The sequence below is a fragment of the Verrucomicrobiota bacterium genome, from assembly GCA_016871675.1.
In the GTDB taxonomy this organism is placed as follows: domain Bacteria; phylum Verrucomicrobiota; class Verrucomicrobiia; order Limisphaerales; family VHCN01; genus VHCN01.
Genome location: VHCN01000002.1, coordinates 26,026 through 49,929, shown reverse-complemented (window position 1 = coordinate 49,929; position 23,904 = coordinate 26,026). Strand labels below are relative to the sequence as shown.

15 protein-coding genes and 1 pseudogene are annotated in these 23,904 nt (G+C 67.7%); 10 read left to right on the top strand and 6 right to left on the bottom strand.

All coding sequences use genetic code 11. The annotated features are described in order from the left end of the window. Positions 1-21 precede the first annotated feature (21 nt). Positions 22-1,155 carry a bifunctional diaminohydroxyphosphoribosylaminopyrimidine deaminase/5-amino-6-(5-phosphoribosylamino)uracil reductase RibD gene (ribD, locus tag FJ386_01015; GenBank protein MBM3875287.1) on the bottom strand — a complete coding sequence of 378 codons (1,134 nt, stop codon included), beginning with the start codon at positions 1,153-1,155 and terminating at the stop codon, positions 22-24. A 136-nt stretch (positions 1,156-1,291) separates the two neighbouring features. Between ribD and FJ386_01010 the strand changes: the two genes are divergently transcribed. Beyond that, positions 1,292-2,485, top strand: a complete 1,194-nt coding sequence (locus FJ386_01010) for a TonB C-terminal domain-containing protein (protein ID MBM3875286.1) — start codon at positions 1,292-1,294, stop codon at positions 2,483-2,485. Positions 2,486-2,518: 33 nt separating this feature from the next. On the opposite strand, the gene FJ386_01005 is transcribed toward FJ386_01010, so the two are convergent. The 4 genes and pseudogenes from FJ386_01005 to FJ386_00990 form a co-directional block, all read right to left on the bottom strand. Continuing rightward, positions 2,519-5,203: a DUF1553 domain-containing protein gene (locus FJ386_01005; protein ID MBM3875285.1), complete on the bottom strand. Its 2,685-nt coding sequence runs from the start codon at positions 5,201-5,203 to the stop codon at positions 2,519-2,521. Positions 5,204-5,334: 131 nt separating this feature from the next. Then, positions 5,335-5,565, bottom strand: coding sequence for a ferredoxin (locus FJ386_01000; protein MBM3875284.1), 231 nt, complete (start codon positions 5,563-5,565; stop codon positions 5,335-5,337). A 191-nt stretch (positions 5,566-5,756) separates the two neighbouring features. Then, positions 5,757-6,233, bottom strand: a pseudogene (locus FJ386_00995) (hypothetical protein). Next, a complete protein-coding gene (locus FJ386_00990) occupies positions 6,230-8,521 on the bottom strand; it encodes a S9 family peptidase (protein ID MBM3875283.1) in 2,292 nt (763 codons plus the stop codon). The pseudogene FJ386_00995 and the gene FJ386_00990 overlap by 4 nt, the downstream one beginning before the upstream one ends. On the opposite strand from FJ386_00990, the gene FJ386_00985 reads away from it, so the two are divergent. From FJ386_00985 to FJ386_00945, 9 genes are all read left to right on the top strand, one after another. Beyond that, complete coding sequence (locus tag FJ386_00985) at positions 8,520-9,914, top strand: hypothetical protein (protein ID MBM3875282.1); 1,395 nt, start codon at positions 8,520-8,522, stop codon at positions 9,912-9,914. The two genes, FJ386_00990 and FJ386_00985, sit on opposite strands and share 2 nt — an antisense overlap. 139 nt (positions 9,915-10,053) lie before the next feature. Beyond that, on the top strand, positions 10,054-11,043 hold the full coding sequence (locus tag FJ386_00980) for an AAA family ATPase (protein MBM3875281.1): 990 nt from the start codon (positions 10,054-10,056) through the stop codon (positions 11,041-11,043). Further along, positions 11,043-13,394, top strand: coding sequence for a hypothetical protein (locus FJ386_00975; GenBank protein MBM3875280.1), 2,352 nt, complete (start codon positions 11,043-11,045; stop codon positions 13,392-13,394). The genes FJ386_00980 and FJ386_00975 overlap by 1 nt, the downstream gene beginning before the upstream one ends. Further along, entirely contained in the window at positions 13,391-14,320 is a 930-nt protein-coding gene (locus tag FJ386_00970) for an ABC transporter ATP-binding protein (GenBank protein MBM3875279.1), read from the top strand. Before FJ386_00975 ends, FJ386_00970 begins: the two co-directional genes overlap by 4 nt. 2 nt (positions 14,321-14,322) lie before the next feature. Further along, the gene (locus tag FJ386_00965; protein ID MBM3875278.1) at positions 14,323-15,861 is read left to right on the top strand and encodes an ABC transporter permease; all 1,539 of its coding nucleotides are present in this window, start codon (positions 14,323-14,325) and stop codon (positions 15,859-15,861) included. Between the two features lie 13 nt (positions 15,862-15,874). Next, positions 15,875-16,741 (top strand): DUF58 domain-containing protein, encoded by an 867-nt coding sequence (locus FJ386_00960; GenBank protein MBM3875277.1) that lies wholly within the window; start codon positions 15,875-15,877, stop codon positions 16,739-16,741. Positions 16,742-16,808: 67 nt separating this feature from the next. Then, a complete protein-coding gene (locus FJ386_00955; protein MBM3875276.1) occupies positions 16,809-18,614 on the top strand; it encodes a VWA domain-containing protein in 1,806 nt (601 codons plus the stop codon). Between the two features lie 46 nt (positions 18,615-18,660). Next, a complete protein-coding gene (locus tag FJ386_00950; GenBank protein MBM3875275.1) occupies positions 18,661-21,507 on the top strand; it encodes a VWA domain-containing protein in 2,847 nt (948 codons plus the stop codon). A 68-nt stretch (positions 21,508-21,575) separates the two neighbouring features. Beyond that, positions 21,576-22,862 carry a glutamate-5-semialdehyde dehydrogenase gene (locus FJ386_00945; protein MBM3875274.1) on the top strand — a complete coding sequence of 429 codons (1,287 nt, stop codon included), beginning with the start codon at positions 21,576-21,578 and terminating at the stop codon, positions 22,860-22,862. Positions 22,863-22,880: 18 nt separating this feature from the next. Here the strand turns inward: FJ386_00945 and FJ386_00940 are convergent, their stop codons facing one another. Then, entirely contained in the window at positions 22,881-23,885 is a 1,005-nt protein-coding gene (locus tag FJ386_00940; protein ID MBM3875273.1) for an NAD-dependent epimerase/dehydratase family protein, read from the bottom strand. Positions 23,886-23,904: the final 19 nt, after the last annotated feature.

Genomic DNA, 23,904 nt, shown 5'->3' with positions numbered 1-23,904 from the left:
AGTCGGGCGCGTTCGCCCGCGTCAGTTACCGACATTGGATCGTCGCGCCACTCTCGCCGTGAGCAACAAGTCCGCCCCGAGGCGCCGCGACTCGACCTCGAACAGTTGCAGAACTTCGGAGAGCTTCGCCGCGCCAACGCCCGCAACCGCCCGCCGGGCGTCGCGCCCGCCGAGGACCTTTGGCGCGTAGTAGAATGCGACGCGATGCGCATGGCCGCCCATCAGAAACGAGGCGTTCACCTCGCCGCCGCCCTCGACAAGCACGCTCGTGACGCCCTCGTCACCGAGTTTCCGCAGAACCCAACGAAGGTCGATACGTCCACTCCGGACGGGTGCGAGCCAGACGCGGGCGCGTTTCGCCAGCGCGGCCACCCGGCGGGCGGGCGCTTTGCGGCCGGCGACGATGATCGTTCCTGGCGCATACTCATCATTGAGGACTTTCACCGAAAGCGGCGTGCGGGCCCGTGTGTCGAGAATCACCCGGCGGCGCGGGATTGCCCTCAACTTTGAACTTCGAACTTTGAACCTTGAACGCCCGGCAGGCCGGAACGTCAGCGACGGGTCGTCCGCCCGCACGGTGTTGATGCCGACGAGAACGGCGTCGTTCGCGCGGCGCAGTTGCATCGCGTGGGCGCGCGCGATTGATCCGGTGATCCACTTGGATTCGCCGGCCGCGGTGGCGATTTTCCCATCGAGTGTCATTGCGGACTTCACCGTGACGAACGGCGTGCGATGCACGATCCAGTGGTTGAAGGATTCGTTGAGGCCCGCGGCTTCGCGCCCCAATACGCCCGAGGCGACCGCGATTCCCGCGCGGCGGAGCAGGCGCAAGCCGCGGCCGCGGTGCGCGGGATTCGGGTCGGTCGCAGCCGCGACGACGCGGCCAATCCGGGCGGCGATGATGGCCTCGGTGCACGGCGGCGTGCGGCCCTGCGTGCAGCAGGGTTCGAGCGTGACGTAAAGCGTCGCACCCCGCGCGGAATGGCCGCGACGCGAGGCATCGGCAAGCGCCTCGACCTCGGCGTGCGGTTCGCCGGCGCGCCGATGCCAGCCGCGGCCGAGAATGCGGCCGGACTTCACGAGCACGGCGCCCACGAGCGGGTTCGGCGAGGTGTCGCCGAGTGCGCGTCGCGCCAGGCGCAATGCCAGGCGCATGAACCGATCGTCTCGGGATTTTGGGTCGCTGGCCGCCGGCATGAACGTTCCGGGAGGTTGAGTGAATTCGACCTGCGAGTGAACGAGAAAAGGTTTCCGGGCATCGGTGTGATGCGCGGCATTTCCGAACAAACAGTTGCCCGGACGCGTCGCGTCGAGCATGCTGCATGCGATGGATGCGGGCGAAAAACGGGAGAGTGTCTGGCGCGAATGGCTGCGGCGCGACCGCGTGACATTCGCGCTCGCGCTGTCGCTCTCCCTGCATTGTTCGCTCTATGGAGGGTTCGTGCTCGCGCGGAAGTTCGGCATCGTGGACCTGCCGCTGCCGAGATGGGTGAGGCAAATCACGGAGTTGAAGTTCCTCATGCCGAGGCCGCCCACTCCGCAGGAGCGCGCGAAACTCCCCGTGCCCGCGAAGCCCGAACCGGAGCGCGAGGTGGTGCTTACGTTTGTGGACGTTGATCCGCGCCAGGCCGTCGAAGATCCCCCGCCCAACGCGAAGTTCATGTCCACGCACAGCACTCGCGCCGCGAATCCCGAGCCGAAGCGCGACACGAACGATCCCAACATTGAAGGCAAACAAAAGCTCCTGCCGAAAATTCTGGAGGCCGACCAGCCGCGCCCCGCGGCCACGCCGAAGCCGGAGGAACCCGCGCCGCCGCCCAAGCCGCAACCGCCCGAGCCCAAGGCCGCCCCGACACCGCCGCTGCCCGTCGCGCCGCCCAAGCCGCCGGAGCCAGTCGCTCCCGCACCACCCGCATCGAAGCCGCAGGTCGCCGAACTCAGACCCAGCCCGCAGCCGGTCCCTGCACCGGGCGATTTGCGTCCGATGAAGCCGCCGCCGGAACCGAAGTTCACCGAGGCGAAGTCCGGAGGGCCGCAGGATTTGCAGCCCGCGCCCGCCGCGCCGCGCGACAAGCCGCGACTGCTTTCACAGGTGCGGCCCGCAGAGCAGGGCCTCACGATTGCGGGCCAGCGGATGATTCAGGACGGCGGCGTGCGCCGCATCGGCGACGTCGGCCTCGATGTGCGCGGCTCGCTCTTCGGTGCGTATGACGCCGCATTGATCGCGTCCATCCAGCAAAGCTGGTTTCAGGCGATCGGTGACAAGGCGACGCCGCGCGGCAAGGTGATCATCCGGTTCAAGCTGCATCCCGACGGCCGGGTGAGCGACTTGAAGGTGGAGGACAGCACCGTGGGAGAATTCTTCGATTACTTCTGCCAGCGCGGGATTCTCGCGCCCGCGCCGTTTCCCAAGTGGCCGGCCGACATGCGCCGGCAGATCGAAGGGGACTACCGCGACGTGCGGTTCACGTTTTTCTACAACTAGTCGAACCGCGGGCTGGACACACCGGGCGGCCGCTCACCGCACTGTGATGAAGTCGTTGTGATTGAGCAGCGCGTGGACGAGGTCGGCGCGGGCTTTGGACTCCACTTGCGGATGCTTGCGCGACTCGAGCGCGGCGCGGAACTTTGCGAGACTCTCCAAACAGGCTTGTCGCTCATCGTCGGTGGGCTTGAGCGCGAGCACGGTTTCGAAGGCGACGCGGATGAACTCGTCCTCCGACGCGTCCGCACAGTCCTTCGCGAGCCGTTCGGCGAGCTTCGCGGCGGCGGTCGCCGAGAGCTTGCTGTTCGCGAGCGCGAGCGCCTGCTGCGGCAGGATGCTCTCGGCGCGGCGGTAGCATTCCTTCGTGTTCGCGTTGTCGAACATCTCGAGGAACTTGTTCAAGTCCTCCGGCGACTGCGTGAAGTAGAGGCTGCGCCGGAACGCAGTGTCCTCGACCTTCGGATTGAGGGTGGGCCCGCCCAACTTCGGGTCGAGCAAGCCCGCGAGGTGCAGCAGGCTGTCGCGCAGCGCGTGTGCGTCCATCCGTTGCGCGTTCATGCGCCACAAGAATCGATTCTCCGGGTCGGTCAGAAGGTTCCTTTGAACCGCAGGAAACGCAGTCAACGACGGCTTCGCTCTGTGCTTGTTTCCTTCGTTGCCTTCGTGTGTCGAAGCCATCCGATACGCCTCCGACAAGACCATCTTGCGGTGAAGGTGCTTGAGGCTCCAGCCGTGCTCCATGAAATCCACCGCGAGCCAGTCGAGCAAATCCTGGTGCGGCGGTGCAGGCGAACGGCGGCCGAAGTCGGTGAGATTCGCCACAAGCGGCTGGCCGAAGTGCCGCGTCCAGACGTGATTCACAAGCACGCGCGCGGTGAGGGGATTGCGCCGGTCGGTGATCCACTGCGCAAACGCGGTGCGTCGCCCGGTGCTTGTGGCGGGATACGGCAGCGCGCGGTGCGCCTCGGTTTCGTCGGGCCCTTCCTGCGCCTTGAGGGTTGCGCGGATGGAGGTGTAATTCGTGCCGGGCGCGGCGGCGAGTTTCTGCGCCTTTTCGAGCGCGTCCTTCGCGGCCTTCAGTTTTTGGGCGGGGTCGTCCTTCTTTTTCGCGGCGGCAGCAGTGGACGAGTCCGCTTCGGCTTTCGCGAGGTCGGCTTCGGCCAGGGCGAGTTTGAACCTGGCTTCGGTGCGCGCGGCTTTCTCGGAAAGTGCGACCGATGGGATGGAGGCGGCGCGAGGGTGGTCGGCTTCCCAGATGGCGCGGACCATCGCCGGGCGCAACTCTGCGGCGGCGAGCGCGAGTCCGGCGGCGCGCACGGCGGCTTCGCGGGCGGCCGGGGCGTTCGTTGCCTTGGCTTGCTCGACCGCGGCGCGGGCGTCGGCGATTTGTTTGTCGGCGGCGCGGAGGTGGTTCTCCAGGACGAACGGCCGGAGCGCGGGCTGGTGCGCGGTGGGCGGCAGCGCGACGGGCTTCGGCTCGAACTTCATGAACGCGAGCACGGCGGGCACCGCGGGCCGGATGACGGTGTTGGTGTCCGGGCGCTTTTCGTCGCCCTTGAGATGAATGAACGTCGGCCGGTCGATGTGCAGGTCGAACGCGCGCGGCAGGCCGCCCTTTTCGAGGTCGGTCTCGCCGGGCAGTTCGTCGAGGCGCGCGTGATACGGCTCGAAGATCGCGCGCATCGCGTAGTAATCGGTGTGCGTGAGCGGGTCGTATTTGTGGTCGTGGCATTTGACGCAGTTCATCGTGAGGCCGAGGAACGCCTTGCTCGTGTGCTCGACGACTTCATCGAGCCATGTCGTGCGGTTGAAGAGATAGTAGTTGCGCGCAAGGAAGCCCGTGGCGCGCAGCGTGCCGAGGTCGTCGGGCGCGAGTTCGTCGCCGGCAAGTTGGTCGAGGATGATCTGGTCGTAGCCCTTGCCGGCGTTGAGCGACTCGACGATCCAGTCGCGCCAGTGCCAGATGTGTTTCTGGCTGTAGCGAAGCTGCGCGCCGAGTCCCCACCAGTCGCTGTAGCGCCAGATGTCCATGAAGTGCCGCGCCCAGCGTTCGCCGTAGTGCGCGCTCGCGAGCAACCGTTCGACGACACGCTCGCGGGCCTGCGGCGAAGCATCCGCCTCAAACGCGCGCAATTCCGCAAGTGTCGGCGGCAGGCCGGTGAGGCCGAGTGTGACACGGCGCAGCCAGATGGATTTCTCCGCGGGTGGCGCGGCGGAGAGGCCGTGCTTGCGGCGGGTGGATTCGAGGAACGAGTCAACAGGGTTGCCGATTGCCGGTTGCCGATTGCCAATCTGGAGAAGCGCGACTTTCACCGGCGGCTTGAACGCCCAGTGGTCGCGCGGGTCGCGCTCCGGTTGTTCGTTCGCGGGAGCGGACGCGCCCCGTTTGATCCACGCGGTGATGGCGGCGATTTCCTCGGGCTTGAGCGCCTCGCCCTCGGGCGGCATGCGCTCGTCCTCGTGCTTCGCGGTGATCCGCCCGACGAGGCGGCTCTTCTCCGGGCTGCCCGCGGCGATGACCGGGCCGTTCTTGCCGCCCTTGCGGATGGACGCGGCGGTGTCGAGGCGCAACCCGGCCTGCTGCTTGAGGGCGCCGTGGCAGGCGTAGCAGCGCGCGGCGAGGACGGGCTTGACCTGTGCCCCGTAGTCGGCGCGGTCCGGCGACGCGGCTTCCGTGGAAAGCGCGGCGCAGGCGAGGAGGGCAGGGATCCGGTTCATTCGGAGTGCGGGTTGGACGGCATTCCCGCGAAGTTCATCAACGCGTCGGGTTCCGGGCGGCAAGCGGCAAGGCAAAAATGGAAACGCCCGTCGCGGGCGCGGCGGGCGTTACGAAGAAATCCGGGATGCGGCTAGGTGCCGTCTCCGATGGCCTCGACCGGGCAGCCTTCCTTGGCTTCCTTGCACTGGCGCTCCTCGTCCTCGCCCTCGGGTTGCTTGTAAACGTAGGAGTATCCGCCGTCGTCGCTGCGGGTGAAGTTGTTCGGCGCGGTCTCGCGGCACAGGTCGCAGTCGATGCACTGGTTGTCCACGAAAAAGCGGCCTTCCTTGTTCTCGGGATATCTGTTGGCGATGTCGGCCATAGAGCGTGGTTGTTCGAATTGCGGCGGCTGTTATGGAGTCGCGTCAGCGGGTTGGCAAGTCTCATTTGACGCCGGATGTTTCGCGCTCGAATCGGGCGCGCGCACCGCCGCCGCGATCCATGACGCGGATTGAACGAGGACACTTCGGCCAGGCGCTCCCACATCACGCGCTCCTCGTCCGTGACGGAGTTGGGCACCGGGATGTTGACGATCACGAAGTGGTCGCCTCTTTCGCCCGACTCGGTGGCAAGCCCGAGCTTGCGCAGGCGAAGGCGCTGGACGGCATGCGTGCCGGGTGCGATGCGCAGGTTCGCGCGCCGCTCGAGGGTCTTGATGGGGATGACCGCGCCGAGCACGGCCTTCCACGGGGTGATCTCCACCTGCGCCGAAAGGTCGGCGCCCTCGCCGGCGAAGGCCGCGTGTTTGAGAGGGTGGATGTGGATGAGCAAGTCGCCGGGGCCGGATATCCGCACGGTCTGTCCCTGTCGGCCGCCGGGCGGAATGTCCGCATCGTGTTCCAGCGCGCGTTTCATCACACCGGTCCCGCCGCAGGTTGTGCAGCCGGAGACGCGTCCGCCTGCGTCACGGCACCGAGGGCACGCCGTCTCATGCCGCAGCCGGATGTTGCGATGGCCGCCGTGGAGTGAATCCTCGGCCGTGCGCGTCACTTCGCGATCCCGGCCTGGCTGAGCAGAAACGCGTAATCGAGGGCGATCTCCTTGAGGTGGTCGTAACGGCCGGAGGAACCGCCGTGGCCGGCGTCCATGTTGATCTTGAGCAGCAGCGGGTTGGCGTCGGTCTTGAGGGTGCGGAGTTTGGCGACGTATTTGGCCGGCTCCCAATACATCACCTGGCTGTCGTTGAGCGACGTCTTCACGAGCATCGCAGGATACGCGGTGGCGCGCAGGTTCGAGTAGGGGCAGTAGGTGCGCAGGTAGTCGAACTCGGACTTCTTCTTCGGGTTGCCCCACTCCTCGAATTCCGTGATCGTGAGCGGCAGCGACTCGTCGAGCATGGTGTTGATGAGGTCCACGAACGGCACGTGCAGCACCGCGGCCTTGCAGAGGTCGGGCCGCGCGTTGAGCACGGCGCCCATGAGCAAGCCTCCCGCGCTGCCGCCCGTGATCATCAACCGGTCTCGCCGGGTGAACTTCTCCGCGACGAGAAAATCCGCGCACGCGATGTAGTCGGTGAACGTGTTCTTCTTGTTCATCATCCGGCCGTCGTCGTGCCACGGCTTGCCGAGTTCGCCGCCGCCGCGGATGTGCGCGATGGCGAAGATGAAGCCGCGATCCAGCAGGCTCAGCCGGGAGGAGGAGAAGCCCACGTCGTTCGGGCTGCCGTAGGCGCCGTAGCCGTCGAGCAGCAGGGGCGCGGAACCGTCGCGGCGCGTGCCCTTGTGATAGACCACGGAGATGGGAACCTTCGTGCCATCGGGGGCGGCGGCGTGCAGTCGCTCGGTGCGGTAGTCGTCGGGGTTGAACGTGCCCGGCACTTCCTGGCGCTTGAGCAGGCTCGACGTGCGCCGGACGAGGTCGAGGTCGAACGTGCTGCGCGGGGTGCCGAGCGACTCGTAGGTGTAGCGCAGCGTCGCCGTGTCGAATTCCTCGTTCTCGGCGGGATACACGTCATACACCGGCTCGGGAAGTTCCACGCGCCAGTTGATCCCGGTCTTCAGCTCCGTCACGCGCAAGTGCGGCAGGCCGTCCTCGCGCTCGAGCAACACGGAGTGGTCCTTGAACAGGTCCACGCCCGCGATCATCACCTTCGGCCGGTGCGTGACCACGACTTGCCAGTTTTTCTGGGACGGGTCCTTTACGGGCGCCGTCGCCAGGTGGAAGTTCCGCCCGCCCTTGTTGGACCGGATGTAGAAAAGTTCGCCGTGATGGTCCACGTCGTATTCGTGGTCGGCCTCGCGCTTGGAAATGACCTTCCACTCGCCGCCGGGATCGTCCGCTCGCAAATAACGCACCTCGTCCGAAGTCTTGCTGCCCGAGCTGCAAAGAAGAAACGCCTTGCTGCGCGTGCGGCCCACGTCGATGTCGAACAACTCGTCCTTTTCCTCGAACACAAGCGGGTCCTTCCGGGCGCCGAGCTCGTGCCGGTGCAGGCGATACTGGCGCTTCGCATCGTCCTCGACGGTGTAGAACAGCGTCTTGTTGTCCGCCGCCCAGGTGACCGTGCCGACCTTCTCCGCGCGGTCCGCGAGCAGCCTGCCGGTGCGCAGGTCCTTCACGAAAAGCGTGTATTGGCGGAAGCCGGTGAAGTCGAGCGAGTAGGCGAGCAGATGGCCGTCGTCGCTCACGTCGCTCGCGCCGAGCGCGACGTAAGGCTTGCCCTTGCCGAGCTGGTTCAAGTCGAGCAGCACGACTTCCTTCGCGCCCGGCGCCGGACTCTTCCGGCAGAGGATGGGATACTGTTTGCCCTTCTCCGTGCGCGAGTAGTAGAGCCACCCGCCCATCCGGTGCGGCACCGACGAATCGGTTTCCTTGATGCGCGAGAGCATCTCCTTGTAGAGCGACGCCTGAAACTTCGCCGTCGGCTTGAGCACCGCGTCGGTGTAGGCGTTTTCCGAGCGGAGATGCGCGAGCACCGCGGCGTTGGTCTTCTCGCGCAGCCAGAAGTAATCATCCACCCGCCGTTCGCCGTGGAGTTTGACCTCGTGCGGCGCCTTCTTGGCGACAGGCGGCACGGGCGTTGGGGATTTCGAGGCGGCGCGGGCGTGGGATTTCACAAGATGTAGGCAGGCGAACGCGAGCAACACCGCGAGCGCCGAAGCCCGGCGCGAACGCCACCCACGCCCCGTCACGCTCGCAGGAGTAATCACGCGGCAACGAGTATCCCGTCGCGAAGGTCGAGTCACGACAAAAGGCTGTCGTCCCACCGTGCGCCCGCGCCGCTTGACGCTCCGCGCCCCGTGGGCGTAGTTTGCAGCCAACGAATCCTGCCTGATCATGGATGCCCATCAACGAGCCTTGCGCGAATTCTCCGGCCGCATCGTCCGCCTGCTCGCGTTCCGCACCGCGCTCCGCTGGGCCACGGTCTGGATGCTCGCGCTCGGAGTGCTGGTGCTGCTCGCACGCACGATGACGCGCCTGCCCGTGCACCAGCTCATGCTCGGGATGTTCGGCTTGGTGCCGATCATCGCGGCCGCAGTCTGGCTCGAGTCGCGGCGAAAGCCCGCGCTCTCCGCGGTGCGCGCCGAGCTTGACCGGCACAGTGGTTCCGGCGGGCTCATCATGGCTGCGGAGCAGGCGGATGTTTCGAGCTGGGCCGGCCGGATGCCCGAGGCGCGCCCGCCGGCGCTTCGCTGGCGCAGCGGCCGCGCGCTCAACCTCTTCGGCGTCTCCGCGCTGTTTCTCGCGCTCACGTTCATCATTCCCGACCGCTACACGGCGCTCGGCTTTCAGCGGCCGCTCGAGATCGGCAAGATCGTCGAGGAGCTTTCCGCCCAGATCGAGGCGCTCGAGGAGGAGAAGATTCTCAAGGAAGACAAGGCCGCCGATTTCAAGAGCGAGCTCAACAAGCTCGGCAAGGAAGCGCTCGGCAAGGACCCCGCCAAGACCTGGGAGGCGCTCGACCACTTGCAGCAATCCACGCAGGACCTCGCCAAGCAGGCCGCCGAGGAAGCCATCGCCAAGATGCAGTCGCTCGCGCAATCCGAGGCGCTCGCGAGCGCGATGAGCCAGCTTCCCGACAGCACGGCGGGCGAGGTGCTCACGAAGGCCGCGCAAGAACTCGCCTCGCTGCTCAACGCCGCCAAGCTCGATCAGGGCCTGCTCAACGCCTCGCTCCCGCCCGAACTCCTCGCATCCGCCAAGGACGGCAAGCTCTCCTCCGAACAGATGAAGGAGCTCATGAAGGCCATCGGCGCGAGCAAGGAAAAAATCGAGGCCATCCTCGCGAAGCTCGAAAACCTCCGGCTCATTGACGCCGAGCTGGTTGGCGTCTGCAAGAACGCCGGCCGTTCGCCGAATCCCGGCGCGCTCGCGGCGTTCCTCTCCGAGAACGGGTCCGACGCCATCGCGCTGGAGATTCTCATCGAGCTGCTCGGCAACGGCGGCGTGGACCGCGGCCGCGGGGACGCGCCGCTCACTTGGAAGGACCCGAGCGACGAGAACGACATCGGCTTCAAGGAGCAGACGCTGCCGCCCTCGCAGCTTTCGGCGATGAAGGACGCGCAGCTCGTCGGCATGAGCAAGGCCGCGCCCGAGGTGACCGGCGAAAAGGCCACCGCGCTGTCCGGCGCCCTGAACGCCGCGGCGGCCGGCGGCGGGAACGCGCGCGCGCAGGTCATCCTCCCCGCCCACAAGGGCGCGGTGAACCGCTTCTTCAAGCGCGACAACTGATCGCGCCCATCTCGAGCAGGGCGGAAAAGTCTGTATCCACAACGCTGTCTCCGGCCTGTAATCTCCATCCACTCAATCCATCACCCGCATGACCACCGCCGCCGTCCTCAAACCCGACGAACTCCAGCCCGCCGCCGAGTTGAGCGCGCGCATCCTCGCGCAGATGGATTCCATCCTGCTCGGCCGCGCGGAACTGCACCGCCTCGTGCTCATCGGCGTGCTCAGCCAGGGCCACGTGCTGCTCGAAGGTCTGCCCGGCCTCGGCAAGACCGCGCTCGTCCGCACCATCGGCCGCATCATGAAGCTCGATTTCCGGCGCGTTCAATTCACGCCCGACCTCATGCCCGGCGACATCCTCGGCACCCACATCCTCCAGGAAACCTCGCCCGGCCACCGCGAGATGGTCTTCCAGCCGGGACCCGTCTTCACCAACATCCTCCTCGCCGACGAGATCAACCGCGCCTCGCCCAAGACGCAATCCGCCCTGCTTGAGACGATGCAGGAGGCGACCGTGACGCTCCTCGGCACCACGCGCAAGCTGCCGCGGCCGTTCTTCGTGCTCGCGAGCCAGAACCCCATCGAGCTCGAAGGCACCTATCCGCTGCCCGAGGCGCAGCTCGACCGCTTCCTCTTCCGTCTGCTCGTCAACAACGTGGACGCCGGCGTGCTGCACCAGATCATCGCCGACCGGCGCCGCGGCGAACTGCCCGAGCCGACGTGGCAGCTCGAGCGCGACCAGCTCGAAAACCTCTTCCGCACGATGGACCGCATCTTCCTGCCCAAGCCCGTCGCGCAATACATCTCGCGCGTGGTTGCCGCCACGCATCGCGACGCCGCTGAGGCGACCGAGCTTGTGAACCGCTACGTCACCTACGGCGCCTCGCCGCGCGCCGCCATCGCCATCGCGGAGGCCGCGCGGGCGCACGCGCTCATCGCGGGGCGACCGACCGTGGGCTTCGAGGACGTGAAAGCCGTCGCGCAGCCCGTGATGAACCACCGCATCATCCTGAACTACCAGGCGCGCTTCGACCGCGTGGACACCACGGCCGTCGTGAACGACCTCGTCGGCAAACTCGACGAGACGGGCCTGAAACTCCCCGCCGACGTGAAGCTCGAAACCGCGGCGTGATGAACGGCGACCCGACCATGCGAAATGTGAAGGGCGGCGGGCGGAATCGAAGACCGCGCAGCCTGTTCGCGCTCCTCGTTGCCGTCGTTGCCGTCGGTTCCCCGGTTTTCGCCGCGGACCGGTTCGATGACATCTCCATCCAGCCGCAGGTTTTTTTCCAGGGCGACACGCACCACGGCTACGTCGAGCACCGCGTGCTCGTGGAGAATCATTCCCCCGACCGCTCGCGCACAGTCGGCATCGAGATGCCGAACCAGTCGCACAACTACGGCACGCGCCTCCAGCGGTTGAGCCGGTCGGTGACCGTCGGCCCGAACTCCGCGCTCACCATCTCGCTGTGGCAGCCGCCCGTGCCGATTTACGGGAACAACCTCATGACAGTTTCTGTGGATGGCCGGCGCCGCGGCACGGTGACGCTGCCCGCGGGCCTCCGCCACCGCGCGGGATTCGCCGGTTCCGGCGGCGTTCACGCGGGGACGTTTCTCGTGAGCCGCAGCCTCAACAGCGACGACCTCGACAAACTGCTCAAGGGCGAGAGCGCGACCTCGGCGCCTTTGAGGACCGGCCCCTACTCCGCGCACATGGCCACCGGCCATCCGAACGCAGGCCGGGGCGCCGGCATGGCTCCGAACGCGTGGTCTCCGGAATTGAGTGGCGGCACCGGCGCGGAGTGGTTCGAGGCGGATTTCTCGCCCGCGCGCGCGGCGACGCGAGTCCGGCTTTACACGCGCAGCCAGCCGCCCAACGTGGCGACGATGGTCCTGCTCGACGCCTCGAAGGCCGAGCTCGCGCGATTCACGGGAACGAACATGCCGCCGGTCATGAACATGACCTACGGCGGCTATCCCGCGTGGGAATTCGGGCCGTTCACCAACACGAACGCCATCGCCACGGTGCGCGTGGAATTCACGCCGGGAATCTCGCCCATGAGCTTGACGCTCGACGCCGTCGAACTGCACGACGGCCGGGCAGGTGTGTTTGCCACCGGCGCGCGCGCGAGCAGCACCTACAACGTCCGCTACGGCGGCGGCCGCTCGGCGTCGCCGGCCGAGCTTTCCCCCACCGTGCTGCGCGCCGAGATGGAGGCCAACGCGTGGCGCGACCACTGGCTCGCGTTCACGCCGTTCGAGGCGATCCTCGTGATGCGCGCCGACTTCATGGCCATGCCGCCCGGCACGCAGGCCGCATTGTGGAACTGGGTCAATGCCGGCGGCAGCCTCGTCGTCTTCGGCGACATTCCGATTCCCGCGCCGTGGAATGCGAACGTGTCCCATCCACACCCGGGCTCCAGCGATGCGAGGTCCGGCACGCGGCTGTTTCATGTCGGTTTCGGACAGTGCGTGCTGTTCGCAAGCGCCGCCACCGCGTCACTCAGCCCGCTGCAGGTCCGCTTCCTGCGCGACCTCGGCCGGAGTTCCGGCAGCGCGTGGCCGCAAACCGCAGACATGAACGCGGCCAACGCGGCTTTCCCCGTCATCGCCGACCTGCAGATTCCCGTGCGCGGTCTCGTGGCAATCATGCTGCTCTTCATCCTCGTGGTCGGGCCGCTGAATCTGTTCGTGCTCGCGCGCACCAACCGCCGCATCTGGGCGCTGTGGACCATCCCGGCCATCTCGGCCGTGACGTGCCTGCTGGTTTTCGGCTGGTCGCTGCTCAGCGAGGGCATCACACCGCACGCGCGCATCGAGGGCGTGACGCTGCTCGACCAGCACTCGCACCGCGCGACGACGCTCGGCGCGACCGCCTTCTACGCGCCGCTCACGCCGGGCGACGGGCTGCGCTTCAGCTACGACACCGAGGCCACGCCCGTGGGTTTCGCCGGGGAATTGCGTGGCTACGGCCCGCGGCAGGACGGCTCACCGGTCGAGGTGGAACTCACGCAGGTGCAGCACTTCCGCCGCGGCTGGGTGACGGCGCGCGTGCCCGCGCACTTCCAATTGCGCAAGTCCGAGACCCGCCGCGAACGTGTGCAACTCGAGCGCACCGGGGGCAACCTCGCCGTCGTCAACGGACTCGGCGCGAACATCGAGACGCTGTGGTTCGCCGACACGAACGGCGTCATCCGCAAGGCGCAGAACATCGTCGCCGGCCAGAAAGTGGCGCTCGAACCGCCGGACTTGAACCACCGCGTCACCGCGCCGGCCACCGGGCTGCACGAGTTCTTCAAGTCTGCGACGTGGGATGCCACCCGGCCCCCGATGGTTTCCGACTCGCCCTCGTGTCTGCGGCCCAACACTTACATCGCGATCCTGGCCGACGCGCCGTTTCTCGAGAACGCGCTCGGTGGGAAAACTGCCGTGCGGACCAGGTCGCTCGTCTACGGCGTGCTCTCACCGGAGGATGTAAAGTGAAAGTCCAGGTCCAGGCCCTCCACAAGCGCTTCGCCCGCACGGTCGCGGTGGACACGATTTCCTTTTCGTTCGATTCCGGCCACGTCTTCGGCTTCGTCGGTCCCAACGGCGCGGGCAAGACCACCACGATGCGCGTCATCGCCACGCTCGAGGAACCCACCAGCGGCGACGTGCTCATCAACGGCGTCTCCGTGCGCGAGGAACCCGAATACGCGCGCCGCACCGTCGGCTACGTGCCCGACTCGCTCCCCGCGCACGCCGACGTGACGGTGCACGAGTATCTCGACTTCTTCGCGCGCGCCTACGGGCTTCGCGGCAGCGCGCGCGGCGACGCGGTCCGCGCCGTCGAGGAATTCACCGGCGTCACGACCATCCTCGACAAGCAGATCAAGGCGCTGTCCAAGGGCATGAAGCAGCGCGTCACGCTTGGCCGCGCGCTCATCCCGAATCCGGACGTGCTCATCCTCGATGAGCCCGCGGCGGGACTCGACCCGCGCGCGCGCGTGGAACTGCGCGAGTTGCTCATCCTGCTCGCGCAGCAGAAGAAGGCCATCCTCATCAGCTCGCACATCCTCACGGAGCTCACCGAGATCTGCAACGGCGTGGTCATCATCGAGCGCGGCAAGATCCTCGAGACCGGCACGATTGACGACGTGCTCAAGAAGAGCACGCCGCACCGCGCGCTGTGCGTCCGCGTGCTCGACCGGCAGCACGACCTGTTGAAGGAACTGTTGCAGACGCCGAACGTCGTCGGCGCGCGCGAGGTGAACGGCGAGGTTTACTTCGAGCTCGAGGGCGAGGAGGCGCGTTCGAGCGAACTGCTCGGCGGTCTCGTGGCGAAGGGGTTCAAAGTCGCCGAGTTCCGGCAGACCAAGGCGAACCTGGAGGACATTTTCATGAATGTGACGAAGGGAGGCGTTCAGTGAGGATGGCCGCACTCGCCAGACTGCGCGCGTGGGAACTCAACCCCGTCGTCGTGAAAGAACTCCGGCAAGCTGTCCGGAGCTGGGCCGTGACCGGCATGCTGCTGCTGTTCCTCGCGGTGCTGTTCTTCACGATGCTCGGAATGCTCGTCGGCTACAGCGTCATGGCGGGTGGCTCGCTCGCAGGTGTGAGCGGGGGCCGGCAGGCGCTCGGGCGCGACATCGTGCAGGTGTTCCTGCCGATCCTCACGTTCATGAGCCTGCTGTTCATCCCGCTTTATGTCGCGGTGCGGCTCGCGGCGGAGCGGTCCGAGCACAACGTGGACCTGCTCTACATCACCACGCTCAGCCCCGCGCGGATCATCCGCGGCAAGCTGATGTGCGGCATTTACCTGACGGTGCTGTTCTTCAGCGTGTGCATGCCCTTCCTCGTGTTTACGAACCTTCTGCGCGGCGTGGACCTGCCCACCATTTTCATCGCGCTCTCGGCCGTGTTCCTTGCGGACGTGCTCGCCATTCAAGCGGCCATCTTCCTGGCGTGCCTGCCCGCGACGAGGGGATTCAAGATTCTCATCGCGCTGCCGGTGATCGGATTCGGGATCAGTTGCGTCGTCGGGCTCACGGGCATGTCGTTCTTCATGCTTCAAAGCGGCGTGGGCAGCCGGCTTGGGTCGTGGTCGTTTTGGGGCGACGCGCTGACGGCCGTGCTGCTCGGCGGGCTTACGTTCGGCCTGCTGCACGTGGCTTCCATCGCGATGATCTCGCCGGCGTCCTCCAACCGCACGATGCCCGTCCGCGTTTACATCACCGCCTCGTGGTTCATCGGCGGCGCGACCGCGCTCGGGTGGTTCATCGTGAAGGGCTGGATCGATCCCATCGAGGCGTGGATGGCCATCACGATGGTGTTCGTGGTGCTGATGCTCCTGCTCGGCGTCTCGGAAGGCGATGAACGCAGCGTGCGCGTGGCGCGGGCGATTCCCACCCACCCGGCGCGGCGCTGGATCGCGTTTTTCTTCTACAACGGTTCCGCGGGCGGCCTGGCATGGGCGACGCTGCTCGGCGCGGTGACGCTCGGGTTCATGTGGCTGCTGAGCGAGTGGTTCAACGACCGGTCAATCACGCCCGCGACCGTGGTCATGCCGCTCGACTTTCTCCAGAGCTCCACCGCGGTGTTTGCCTACACGCTGGCTTACTGCCTCGCGGGGCTGTTCCTGCACCGGCGCTTCTTCCCTCAACGCGGTCCGATGATGGCGGGCCTGCTCGCGATGCTGGTGCCCGCGCTGTGGGCGGTGCTGCCCAACCTCGCGCTGTTCTTCATGAACAAGCTCACGTGGGACACACTCCAACAGCGGCAACTCGGCAGCGTGTTCAATGTGTTCGCGCTCAAGGACACCGCCCACCTCAGCCACCACCTCGCGTTCAGCCTGTGCTTCGCCCTGCTGATGGCGGCCGTCAACGTGCCGTGGTTTCTCAAGCAAGTCCGCGCTTTCAAAACCTACGTCCGCCCGGAGAACCCCGCGCCGCCGCCCCTGCCGGTGAAGTAAGCGCACCCGACCCATGGAAACCGCGGCCCGTGACCATCTCCAAGCCGGCGAAGCCCTCGGCCTGCGCTACGCGCTCGCCCTGCCGCAAAGCGCGCTCGCCGGACAATCCGGCAGCCGCATCGGCCGCCGCGCCGGCACTTCGATCGATTTCCAGGACTACCGGGAGTATCAGCCCGGCGACGACTTGCGCAGCATCGACTGGAACGTCTTCGCCCGGAGCGACCGGCTCACGATCAAGCTCTTCCGCGAGGAGGTGAACCCGCACCTCGACCTCGTGCTCGACGGCTCGCGCTCCATGCGGCTCGACGGCTCGGAAAAATCCACCGCGCTCCTGCGCCTCGCCGCCGCGCTCGCGATGGCCGCCGAAAACGCGCAATGCACGCACGCCGCGTGGCTCGCGGGCGACGGCTTCCAGCGCGTGGCCAACGACGCGCTGCGCCCGTCGGCGTGGGATGGCTTCGCCTTCGAGAGCAGGCGCAACATCGAGGAATCGTTCGCCATCCTGCCGCCCCGGCTTCGCCGGCTCGGCATCCGCGTGCTCGTGAGCGACCTGCTCTGGCCGGGAAACCCGTTGTCGGTGTTGCGCCGGCTCGCGGACTCGGCGGCCGAAGTGTTCGTCATCCAGTTGCTCGCGCGCGCCGACTCGGAACCTCCCGAACACGGCAACATCCACCTTGTGGACAGCGAGACGGGCGAGGGCCTCGACCTCTTCGTGGACGCCGCGGTCGCGGGCGAATACCGCGACAACCTCGCGCGCCACCAGGAGGCGTGGCACGACGCCTGCCGCCAGTGCGGCGCGCGCCTCGTGCCCGTGGCCGACGACGATTTCGAAGGCGCCCTCGCGGCCCTCGAGCAAGCCGGTGTGCTCCTGCCCGCATGAAAGTGGACTTCGGAATGCGAACCACGGAATTGCCGCCACGCCGAAGCGGCCCGGCGCCTCATGTCACATGCAGCCGCAACCGCGCGGCGCTCCGGCTGCTCGCCCTCCGCCCTTCCCGATGCTGCCCCTCCTGACTTATCCGCTCGCGCTCCTCGCCGCCGCGGCGCTGCCAACGCTGGCGGCGATTTACATCCTGCGGAACAAGTTCCGCCGGCGCCAGGTGTCGTCGCTCCTGCTCTGGCAGTTTCAGATGCAATCGCGCGAAGGCGGCGCAAAAGTCCAGCGGCTGCAACTCCCGCTTGTGTTCTTCCTCGAATTGCTCGCGCTCACGCTGCTGGTGTGCGCCGCGACCGGCCCGCGCTGGCAGCTGCCGCAAACCACGCGGCCGCTCGTGATCGTGCTCGACGACTCGCTCTCGATGCTCGCAGGCCGCGGCAACGACACCGCGCGCGCCCGCGCCGTCGCCGCCGTCAACTCGCTCCTCAAGGGGCGCAAGTTCCTTTCGATCCGCCTCGTGCTGGCCGGCCCGAAACCCCGCGTGCTCGGCGCGCCCGTCACCAACCCGCGCGAACTCCCGGCGCTCCTCGCGCAATGGCGCTGCCAGGCGCCCACGGCCTCGCTCGACGCCGCCATCGGGCTCGCCTCCGACCTCGGCGGGCCGCAGGCCGACTTGCTTGTGCTGACCGATCACGCGCCGCCGCAGACGGAGTTTTCCGGCGGACGCCTCCAATGGTGGGGCTTCGGCGCGCCGGAGCCGAACCTCGCGTTCATCAACGCGACCCGCACCGCGCACGGCGACAACGACCGCTGCCTGCTCGAAGTCGGCAGCTATTCGAAATCGCCGTCCGCCGCGGAATTGCGCGTGATGTCCGGCTCCAACCTGCTGCACCGCTCCGAGCTGAACTTCGAGCCCAACGGCCGCCAGCGCGTCATCCTCCAGCTTCCCGCGGCGACCGGGCCCATCGAGGCGGTGCTGCCCGCGGACTCGCTCGCCGCCGACAACCGCGTGGTGCTGCTTCCGCCGCCGCGCAAGCGCGTGCGCGTGCAGGTTTCGATCGAGGAGGAACCGCTCCGCGCGCTCATCCAGCGGACGCTTGACGCCACCGGGCTCCGCTCCACGGTGACGGCGCAGCCCGAACTCGTCATCCACACCGGCCGCGCCGCGCCCGCGGGCACGAACGTGTGGGGACTGCGCTTCGTCGCCGGCACGAATGTCACCGCGTTCACCGGGCCGTTCGTGCTCGATGCGGGTCACCCGCTCACGCGCGGCCTCGAACTCGAGGGCGTGCTGTGGTCCGCCGAATCCGCCACGAACCCGCCCGGCGCGCTGCCCGTCATCACCGCCGGCAACACGCCGCTGTTGCTCGCGCAAACGGACGCGCTCGGCCGGCAGCAGGTCGCGCTGTTCCACTCGCCCGCACAGTCCACGCTGATCAACACGCCGAACTGGCCCGTGTTGTTCCACAACCTGCTCGCGTGGCGGTCGCGCGAAACCCCGGGCCTCACGGAGCACAACTTCCGCCTCGGCAGCGACGTGCCGTTCCGCTCGCCGGGCGGACCGGTGAAACTGCTGCGCGCGGACGGCTCGGCGAAGGAAGTGGCGCAACCCGGCGCGAACCTGCTGGTCGAGCCCGAGACCACCGGCTTGCATGCGGTCGTCGCGGGCGGCGCGACGAACCAGTTCGCGGTGAACTTTCTCTCGCCCGAGGAATCCGACCTCGGTCGCGCCGCCGCGCCGCGCCTCGGGCAGTGGGAGCGGCCCGGCGACATGCGCCTCGAATACAGCACCGTCGTGTGGCTCTTCCTGCTCGGCACCCTCGTCGTGCTCGCCGCGCACCTCGTTCTCGTGACCCAAAGCAAAGGCCGCGTGTGACCGCAGCCAACCTGAAACTTGAAACCTTGAACTCGGAAATCTTGCAGTGCTGATCCTCGCCCAACCCATCTGGCTGGTGCTGCTCATCCCGCTCGGGGTGCTGCTGGCCATGTGGCCGTTGCCAACGCGGCTCCTGCGCGCGCTGCGCATGGCCGCGCTTGCGCTGGTCGTGCTCGCGCTTTGCCAGCCCGCGATCAAGCTGCCCGATCGTTCCGGCACGGTCGTGATCGTGGCCGACCGCAGCGAGTCCATGCCGCCGGATGCGCTCGCGGCCGAGAAAGAAGCCGTGGACCTCATCCAGAAGGCGATGGGCCCGCGCGACCAGCTCGCGGTCGTTTCGTTCGGCCAGTCCGCCGTCGTCGAGCGGCCTCCGCAGCGCGGGGAATTTGCGGGCTTCAACGCGCAAGCCGGCCCCGAGGCGTCGAACCTCGGCGACGCGCTCGAGACTGCGCTCGCGCTCATCCCGCCGGACGCGGGCGGCCGCGTGCTCGTGCTCTCCGACGGCAAATGGACCGGTCGCGATCCCGGCGCGGCGACGGCGCGCGCGACCGGGCGCGGCATCGCCGTGGATCATCGCCACCTCGCGCGACCGGGCGTGAACGACCTCGCGATCGCGGGCTTCCAGACGCCCGACTCGGTGCTGCCCGGCCAGGGTTATCTGATGACGGCCTGGGTGCAGTCCTCGATCGAGCAGGAGGTGGAATTCCAGCTCAACCGCGGCGCGACGGTCATCGCATCGGGCCGGCGCGCCGTGCCCGCGGGGCTTTCGCGCCTGCTCTTCCGCGACCGGGCGACCCAGCCGGGCACGACGCCATATCAGTTGAACGTGAAAGCCGCGGCCGCCGACCCGGTGCCGGAGAACAACACCGCCCGCGCGCTCGTCGGCGTGAAGGGCCCGCGCTCGATTCTCGCCGTGTCGAACAACGGCGAGAATTCCGGCCTCGTGAAGTTGCTGCGCGCGGGCGGCGTGGACCTCGCGGCCAAACGCCCGTCCGAGTGCCGCTGGTCGCTCGAGGAGCTTTCGAGATACTCCGCCGTCCTCGTCGAGAACGTGATGGCCGGCCACCTCGGCGGCGCGGGCATGGAGACCATCGCCGCGTGGGTCGAGACGACCGGCAGCGGGTTGATGATGACCGGCGGCAAGAAGAGCTACGCGCCCGGCGGTTACTTCGGCTCGCCGTTCGAGCGCATCCTGCCTGTCTCGATGGAAATGCGCCGCGAGCATCGCAAGCTCTCGCTCGCCATCGTCGTCGCGCTCGACCGCTCCGGCTCGATGCAGGCGCCCGTCGGCAACGGCAAGCGGAAGATCGACCTCGCCAACATCGGCACGGTCCAGGTGCTCGACATGCTTGGGCCGGGCGACGAACTCGGTGTCCTCGCCGTGGATTCCTCGCCACACATCATCGTGGACATCGCCACGGCCGACCGCGTGAAATCCGATCGCGGGAAGATCCTCTCGATTGATTCGCAGGGCGGCGGCATCTTCATCTACGAGGCGCTCGTCGGCGCGTCGCAGATGATCCTCAAGGCCAGGTCCGAGACGCGGCACATCATCCTCTTCGCCGATGCCGCGGACTCCGAGGAACCAGGACGCTACCAGGAACTCCTCGCCAAATGCCGCGAGGCCGGCATCACCGTCAGCGTCATCGGCCTCGGCACGGAGCAGGACGTGGACGCGCAGTTGCTCATCGACATCGCCCGGCTCGGCGAGGGGAACATCTACTTCACCGACCAGCCCACGGAGATTCCGCGCATCTTCGCGCAGGACACGTTCACCGTCGCGCGCAGCACGTTCGTCGAGCAGGAGACGCCCGTGAAGACCACGGCGGGCTTCGGCTCGCTCGGCGGGCTCGGCGACTGGAAGGTGCCCGCGGTCGGCGGCTACAACCTTTGCTACATCCGGCCCGAGGCCAACCTCGCGATCCTCAGCGAGGACGAATACGCCGCGCCCGTCATCGCCGCGTGGCAGGCCGGCAGCGGCCGCGTGCTCGCCTTCACCGGCGAGGCGGACGGACCATTCGCCGGACCGCTCGCGCAATGGGGAACCGTCGGTGACTTCTACGCGACGCAAATCCGCTGGACCGCCGGCGAGCAACCGCAACTCCCCGACAACATGCTGCTCACTCAGGAAGTCCGCGACGGTGTTTGCTACGTGCAACTGCACCTCGACCCCGAGCGCAAGTCCGAGCCGTTCGCTGCCGCGCCGAAGGTGACCGCGCTTCACGGCATCCCCGGCCAGCCCCCGGCGCGGATGCAACTGCCGCTCGCATGGAAATCCGCCGACCTGCTCGAAGCGGTCGTGCCCATCCGCGGGCGCGAGACCGTGCTCAACACCGTGCAGATTCCCGGCCTGAACCCGGTCACGCTGGCGCCGGTGTGCCTGGCGTATTCGCCCGAGTTTGCGCCGACGCCCGCGGACCGCGGCAAGGTCACGCTTGAGCGACTCTCCGCCGCGACCGGCGGCGAGGCGCGCGTCGAGCTTCCCTCGATTTGGAAAACACTGCCCGTTCGCCCGCGGTTGGTGGACCTCGCGCTGTGGCTGGTGCTCGCCGCGCTGCTGGTCTTCCTCGCCGAAGTGCTCGAACGGCGAACCGGCCTCGTCGCGCGTCTCGGAAGAAGGCGTCCGGTCGCCGCGAAAGCGGAGGAAGAGGAACCCGCGCAAACGCCTGCGTCGAGACCGTCTTCCGTGTTCGAGACGTTCAAGCGCCGCAAGCGCGCCCCGATTTCGCCCGCGCTCGCGCCGCGACCAGCATCGAAGCCGGCTTCCCAAGCGGCGGGAACTTCGGCGACCTCCGAACCGCCAGAGACCCCCGCATCCGACGCGTCCAACTTTGACGCGATGCGCGAGGCGCGCCGCCGCGCTTCGGAGCGACGAGGCAGGGCGGGCGATTGAGCCCTCAGCCGGTTTGACCCGCGGCAAACCGCTTCCCCGGCCACGGGAGTTTGAGTAGCTTCGCCCCGATGTCGCTGGTGGAACAGGTCACGCAACTCGCGAAGCAGGCGAAGGCCGCGTCGCGTGAACTGGCGCGCCTCACGACGGCGGAGAAGAACGAGTGCCTCGTGGCGATGGCGGATGGCCTGGAAAACGAGCAGGCCGACATTCTCGCCGCCAATTTGCTCGACATGCACGGCGGCGCGCGTGCCGGACTCCCGGAAGCCATGCTCGACCGCTTGCGGCTCGACGGGAAGCGCATCCGCGCGATGGCGAATGGACTGCGCGAAGTCGCCGCGCTTCCCGACCCGGTCGGGCGCGTGCTCGACGAGCGCGTGCGGCCGAACGGGCTGAGGTTGCGGAAAATCTCCACACCCATCGGCGTGGTCGTGATCATCTACGAGTCGCGCCCGAATGTGACCGCGGACGCGGCGAGCCTTTGCCTCAAGTCCGGCAACGCCACCATCCTCCGCGGTGGCAGGGAGTCGCTGAATTCCAACCGGGCCCTCGGCGGCATCATGGTCGAGGCGGCGCAGCGCGCGGTCGGGAACTTCCCCGCGCACGCGATCCAGGTCGTGCCCACCGCGGAGCGCGACGCCATTCCCGCGCTGCTTTCGCTGACGCAATACGTGGACCTTTGCATGCCGCGCGGCGGCGAGGGGCTCATCCGCGCCGTGGCGGAGTGCAGCAGGGTGCCGGTCATCAAACATTACAAGGGCGTCTGCCACGTGTTTGTGGAACGCGACGCCGACCTCGACATGGCCGGGGCGATCGTGCTCAACGCCAAGTGCCAGCGCCCCGCGGTCTGCAATGCGATGGAGACGTTGCTGGTGGACCGGCCGGTCGCCGGGAGATTCCTGTCGCAAATCGCTCCGAAGCTCGCGGACAAGAAGGTCGAGTTGCGGGCTGACGCTGATTCGCTGGACGTGTGTCGATCGGCCATCGGCCATCGGCCATCGGCCATCAGGGCCGCGACCGAACAAGACTGGTTCACGGAATACAACGACCTCGTGCTGAACGTGCGCGTGGTGGACGGCGTGGAGGCGGCGATGGAGCACATCGCGCACTACGGCTCGGCGCACTCGGACAGCATCGTGACGGGCAACGAGGCGACGGCCCGGCGCTTCCTGGCGGAGGTGGACTCGGCGGCGGTGTATTGGAACGCGAGCACGCGGTTCACCGATGGCGGCGAGTTTGGGATGGGGGCGGAAATCGGCATCAGCACCGACAAGGTCGGCGCGCGCGGACCGATGGGACTTGAGGAGTTGACGACCTACAAGTGGCTCGGCATCGGCACGGGGCAGATCCGGAGCTGAGCCTTCGCGGCGCGGGGCTCAGCTCGCGTATCCGTTCGCGCGAAACCACCCGACCGCGTCCTTGAGGGCATCGCGCGGCGGTGTCTGCGGCAGGCCGAGTTCGCGAACGGCCTTCGAGGGGTTGAAGAACATCTTGTAGCGCGCCATGCGGACACCGGCGAGCGGGGCCTTGGGCGGCCTGCCGGTGAACGTTGAAACCACCTCGTCCACGTGCGCCGCGGCGAGGGCGACTGTGTAAGGTATCCGCATCCGCGGGGCGCGAACACCGGTGAGTTCCTCAAGTGCGGCGAACGCCTGCTTCATCGTCCAGTTGCCGTCGGCGCTGCCGAGGATGTATCGCTCTCCCACGCGCCCGCGTTCGGCAGCGAGGATGTGGCCGGTGGCGACGTCGCGCACGTGGACCCAGTTGAGCCCGGTGTCGAGATACGCGGGCATCGCGTGGTTGAGAAAGTCCACGATGACCTTGCCGGTGGGCGTGGGCTTGACGTCGCGCGGGCCGACGGGCGCGCTCGGGTTCACGATGACCACGGGCAGGCCTTTGGAGGCGAGGCCACGGGCGACGACTTCGGCTCGCCACTTGGAGAGCTTGTAGGGGTTCCGCATTTGCGCCTCGTCCACGGGCGTGGATTCGTCGGTCGGCGTGACGGTGCCGTCCACTTCACGCGGCAATCCGATGCAACCGACGGTGCTGGTGTAAACGATGCGCGCGCAATTCGCGTCGCCCGCGGCCAACAGAACGGCGCGCGTGCCGTCGACGTTGGCGTGGAACATCGGCGCGTAGTCGGGCAGCCAGAGGTGGTAGCTCGCGGCGACGTGGAAGCACCAGTCGCAGCCGCGCATGGCTTTCGCGAGAGCGGCGCGGTCGGTGAGCGGCGCGTCCACGCGCTCGAAGTCCGCGCCCCGCAAGCCGCGCAAGTCGCTCGTGGCGCGCGCGAGGGCGCGGACGCGATGCCCGCGCGCGAGGAGTTCGTGGACGAGGTTTGCGCCGATGAAGCCCGTGGCGCCGGTAACGAAGCAGTTCATCCGGTGCGGTGGGCCGCGC

What these genes read in the sequence shown, in the direction of transcription:
- FJ386_01000 (MBM3875284.1), bottom strand. Translation starts at nt 5,565, where the DNA reads ATGGCCGACATCGCCAACAGATATCCCGAGAACAAGGAAGGCCGCTTT.
- FJ386_00955 (MBM3875276.1), top strand. Translation starts at nt 16,809, where the DNA reads ATGCAGCCGCAACCGCGCGGCGCTCCGGCTGCTCGCCCTCCGCCCTTC.
- FJ386_00990 (MBM3875283.1), bottom strand. Translation starts at nt 8,521, where the DNA reads ATGATCAGGCAGGATTCGTTGGCTGCAAACTACGCCCACGGGGCGCGG.
- FJ386_00985 (MBM3875282.1), top strand. Translation starts at nt 8,520, where the DNA reads ATGGATGCCCATCAACGAGCCTTGCGCGAATTCTCCGGCCGCATCGTC.
- FJ386_00965 (MBM3875278.1), top strand. Translation starts at nt 14,323, where the DNA reads ATGGCCGCACTCGCCAGACTGCGCGCGTGGGAACTCAACCCCGTCGTC.
- FJ386_00960 (MBM3875277.1), top strand. Translation starts at nt 15,875, where the DNA reads ATGGAAACCGCGGCCCGTGACCATCTCCAAGCCGGCGAAGCCCTCGGC.
- ribD (MBM3875287.1), bottom strand. Translation starts at nt 1,155, where the DNA reads ATGCGCCTGGCATTGCGCCTGGCGCGACGCGCACTCGGCGACACCTCG.
- FJ386_00975 (MBM3875280.1), top strand. Translation starts at nt 11,043, where the DNA reads ATGAACGGCGACCCGACCATGCGAAATGTGAAGGGCGGCGGGCGGAAT.
- FJ386_01005 (MBM3875285.1), bottom strand. Translation starts at nt 5,203, where the DNA reads ATGAACCGGATCCCTGCCCTCCTCGCCTGCGCCGCGCTTTCCACGGAA.
- FJ386_00945 (MBM3875274.1), top strand. Translation starts at nt 21,576, where the DNA reads ATGTCGCTGGTGGAACAGGTCACGCAACTCGCGAAGCAGGCGAAGGCC.
- FJ386_00940 (MBM3875273.1), bottom strand. Translation starts at nt 23,885, where the DNA reads ATGAACTGCTTCGTTACCGGCGCCACGGGCTTCATCGGCGCAAACCTC.